General features: G+C 44.6%; 3 protein-coding genes. All 3 read left to right on the forward strand.

Annotated elements, in window-relative coordinates; genetic code table 11:
* Positions 1-147 precede the first annotated feature (147 nt).
* The 3 genes from B9J84_RS08555 (at position 148) to speB (ending at position 4,000) form a co-directional block, all read left to right on the forward strand.
* The gene (locus tag B9J84_RS08555) at positions 148-972 is read left to right on the forward strand and encodes a tetratricopeptide repeat protein (RefSeq protein ID WP_228209362.1); all 825 of its coding nucleotides are present in this window, start codon (positions 148-150) and stop codon (positions 970-972) included.
* Positions 973-1,159: 187 nt separating this feature from the next.
* Positions 1,160-3,070, forward strand: a complete 1,911-nt coding sequence (gene speA, locus B9J84_RS08560; protein WP_026028213.1) for an arginine decarboxylase — start codon at positions 1,160-1,162, stop codon at positions 3,068-3,070.
* Entirely contained in the window at positions 3,071-4,000 is a 930-nt protein-coding gene (gene speB, locus B9J84_RS08565; RefSeq protein WP_094123951.1) for an agmatinase, read from the forward strand.
* Positions 4,001-4,186: the final 186 nt, after the last annotated feature.

Consider the following 4,186-nt stretch of genomic DNA (forward strand, 5'->3'; position numbering starts at 1 on the left):
GATTATAACAGGCCAGAGAAATTTGGGTCCATTGGTGTGCAGATTTGAAAATGGCGACCAATAAATCGACAGCGTGTCTGATGAAAGAGGTAGAGAGTGAGAAAAATAAATGAGCAACCGATTGTGCGGCAATTATTGCCGCTATTCTTGTTCCTGATAGTGCTAACGTCTTTCCCAACGCTGGCACAGGAAGAGCCCTATTCTGAATCACCAATACTGGATCGTCCTTTGGTTGAGCGCTACATATTGGATGAGTTGAAAGCGTTAAGACAAGATCAACAAGATCTTGAACGGCGACTCACGATTCAAATTACCGACAGAGAACTGTCCGTTGCAGACAAGTCACTGAATTACTCGAATGTGACGGTGACCTATTTTTTCTATGTCATCGCTGGTGTTGCCTCATTAGTTGCATTAATTGGTTGGCAGTCACTTAAAGAAGTGAAGCACAACACGCGTGAGCTGGCCGATAAACGGCTAAATCAAATTGCGCAGGAATATGAGAAAAAATTCCTCGCCTTGGAGCGAGATCTTAAGCGCAAAACACGCATCATTACCGAAAACAACCGTGAAATTGAAATTATTAATGAAATCCATAACTTATGGTTGAGAGCACAAAGTGTCCAAACACCAGAGCAGCGTATTGAAGTGTATGACGAAATTTTAAAAATCCGTCCCGGAGATTTGGAAGCGTTGACATACAAAGCAGATGCTGCGATGGAAATTCGAGAATACTACTGGGCACTGAGTCTATGTAATCGCGTGCTAGAGTTAGATGATGCTAATGCGCCAGCCTTGTACCAACGAGCATGTGCGTATGCGCGTATCGGAGCCGAAGAACAAGCGATTGAGGATTTACAAAGAGCCACGGAAATTAGCGCTTCATTGCGAGATTTAATTGCAGAAGAAGCTGATTTAGAAGGGCTACACGGCAATAAGAAGTTTGACGAGCTGATCAGTGGCAACGTTTGATTTTGTATTAAATTTCATCCACTTTTTATAGCGAACTGGTGATAATCAAACGTAATCTTAACGACAAATTATTATCATTAGACACACATACGCTTTTAACCGTTAATGCGCCTGACGTTACAGGCGTCAAGTCGTGATATCAGACTTTCTGATTCACTTTTTACTCTCTGTTTTTGTGAGATTAGATGTGGAACAACCATCCAAATTAGATCGCGTTCGCGCTGACTACAATGTTCATTATTGGAGCCAAGGCTTCTTCGGTATTGACAATCAAGGCGAAGTTTATGTTTCGCCGCGCCATGATAAGGCGCACCAAACCCCCTTGAGTTCGATCGTAAAGCAGCTTGAAGCGCGTGATTTAAATTTGCCTGTGCTTGTACGTTTTCCGCAGATCCTGCATCAACGCGTACATAACATTTGTGACGCCTTTAATCAGGCGATTGAAGAATACCAATATCCAAACAACTACCTGTTGGTCTACCCAATCAAAGTGAACCAACAAAAAGAAGTGGTGGATGAGATTTTAGCCAGCCAAGCGCAGCTAGAGACTAAACAGCTTGGATTGGAAGCGGGCAGTAAGCCAGAATTATTGGCGGTATTGGCTTTAGCCCAACAAGCAAGTTCAGTGATTGTATGTAACGGCTACAAAGACAGAGAGTACATTCGTCTGGCCCTGATTGGTGAAAAGCTTGGCCATAAAGTATTCATCGTTTTGGAAAAATTGTCTGAGCTGGATCTCGTGCTGAAAGAAGCGAAAAGCCTAGGCGTGAAACCACGTTTAGGGCTCCGTATTCGTTTAGCTTCTCAAGGCGCGGGGAAATGGCAGGCGAGTGGTGGTGAAAAATCGAAGTTTGGGCTCTCTGCATCTCAAGTGTTGACCGTTATCGAACGCCTTAAAAAAGAGCAGCAATTAGAAGCGTTGCAACTGGTGCATTTCCACTTAGGTTCGCAAATGGCGAATATTCGTGATGTGCGTAATGGCGTGAACGAAGCGGCGCGTTTTTACTGCGAGCTGCGTGATATTGGTGCGGAGATTGACTTCTTCGATGTGGGTGGCGGTTTGGCGGTGGACTACGACGGTACACGCAGTCAATCATCCAACTCGATGAACTATGGTTTAGCTGAATATGCACGCAATATCGTAAGCACGGTAAGCGATGTGTGCCAGTTATATAGTCAGCCAAGGCCAGTCATTATTTCTGAATCAGGCCGCTCGATTACCGCGCACCACGCCGTACTTATCACTAATGTTATTGGTACAGAAGCGTATTACCCAGAAGAGATTCCAGAAGTCGGTGAAGAAGCTCCGGTATTGCTACAAAACATGTGGCGTAACTGGCAAAGCTTAAGTGAAGGCTCTGATGCGCGTGCACTGATTGAAATTTACAACGATACGCAAAGCGATCTGTCGGAAGCGCACAACCAGTTTTCGACTGGCGTTATTAACCTCCAGCATCGTGCTTGGGCTGAACAGCTATCGCTGCGCATTTATCACGAACTGACACTGCAAATGAGTACCAAAAACCGCTTCCATCGTCCTATTTTGGATGAACTGAATGAGCGTTTGGCGGATAAGTTTTTTGTTAACTTTTCACTGTTTCAATCATTGCCAGATGCGTGGGGAATCGACCAAGTTTTCCCTGTGTTGCCATTGTCTGGCCTTGAAAAAGTGGAAGATCGCCGCGCCGTGATGCTGGATATCACCTGTGATTCTGATGGTGCAATCGAGCAGTACGTCGAGGGGCAAGGTATTGAAACGACGCTGCCAGTGCCAGCATGGAATGCCGATGAACCGTATTTGATGGGATTCTTCCTTGTAGGGGCCTATCAAGAGATCTTAGGTGATATGCATAACCTATTTGGCGACACACACAGCGTGGTGGTGAACATGGCTGAGAATGGCGAAACTGAAATCGTATCGATCAACGAAGGAGACACGGTTGAAGATATGATGCGCTATGTTCATATTGATGTGGATGCCATCCGTAAAAACTACCGCGAATTAGTTAGCCAGCGTGTGGCGATTGAAGAACAAGAAAATGTATTGCAAGAGCTTGAGCAAGGCTTGAGCGGTTATACCTATCTAGAGGATTTCTAAATGAATGATTTGTTTACTAAAACTGATTATTCCCTGTATTCCAATGCGATGACGTTTGTACGTCGTCCTTATGTTAAAGACCCAGTAAGTGCAGATGCCGATGTCGTGGTACTGGGCGTACCTTTGGATATGGCTACATCAGGTCGCCCGGGGGCGAGAATGGGTCCAGATGCGATTCGTCGCGCTTCAGTGAACCTTGCATGGGAAGGTAAAAAGTTTCCTTGGAACTTTAACTTGTTCCAAGATACCAAAGTGATCGACGCGGGTGATTTGGTGTTTGATTGTGGTGACGCTGAAGATTTCACTTATCGCTTAGAAGCAGCGACTAGCGAAATTCTAAAAAGTGGCAAAACCATGCTTGCTTTAGGTGGTGACCACTTTATCACGCTGCCTATATTGCGCGCTTATGCCAAATATTATGGCGAAATGGCATTGATTCACTTTGATGCTCATACAGACACTTATGCCAATGGCAGCGCTTATGATCACGGCACTATGTTCTATCATGCGCCGAAGGAAGGGTTAATCTCAGCCAAGCATTCTGTGCAAGTGGGTATTCGTACCGAATACAAACAGGAAGGCCACGGCTTTAATGTCATCAATGCGATGCAAGCGAATGATATGTCAGTGGAAGAGATCGTCGCTAATATTCGTCAAACTATTGGTGATAAACCCGTATACCTAACGTTTGATATTGATTGTTTAGATCCCGCTTTTGCTCCTGGAACGGGTACGCCAGTATGTGGTGGATTGAATTCCGATAAAGCGCTGAAAATCATTCGTGCATTGGCCGGTATTAATTTGGTGGGAATGGATGTTGTTGAAGTTTCTCCTCCGTACGATCAAAGTGAGCTAACGGCTTTGGCTGGTGCGACAATTGCTCTAGAGCTGCTTTACGTTTGGGCTTCTAAGCCAAATGTGGCGTCATAAAAAATAAGTCAGCGCGCAGCATCACCACTGCGCGTTTTTCTTAACCATCATCTCAACGTATTTCCATTAAAAATCATCATCTTGTCTTCTAATGTAAAATTCACTTTGCGCACTCAATAATAAATATTAATGACATAACTTGCATAAGTGTTCGCCGTGTACCAATTTTATTAGGTTGGCTAGGTG

This window comes from Vibrio sp. V03_P4A6T147 (assembly GCF_002241085.1).
Taxonomy (GTDB): Bacteria; Pseudomonadota; Gammaproteobacteria; order Enterobacterales; family Vibrionaceae; genus Vibrio; species Vibrio anguillarum.

Excerpts from the sequence above, each read along its gene's own strand:
- speB (WP_094123951.1), top strand. The coding sequence starts at position 3,071 with ATGAATGATTTGTTTACTAAAACTGATTATTCCCTGTATTCCAATGCG.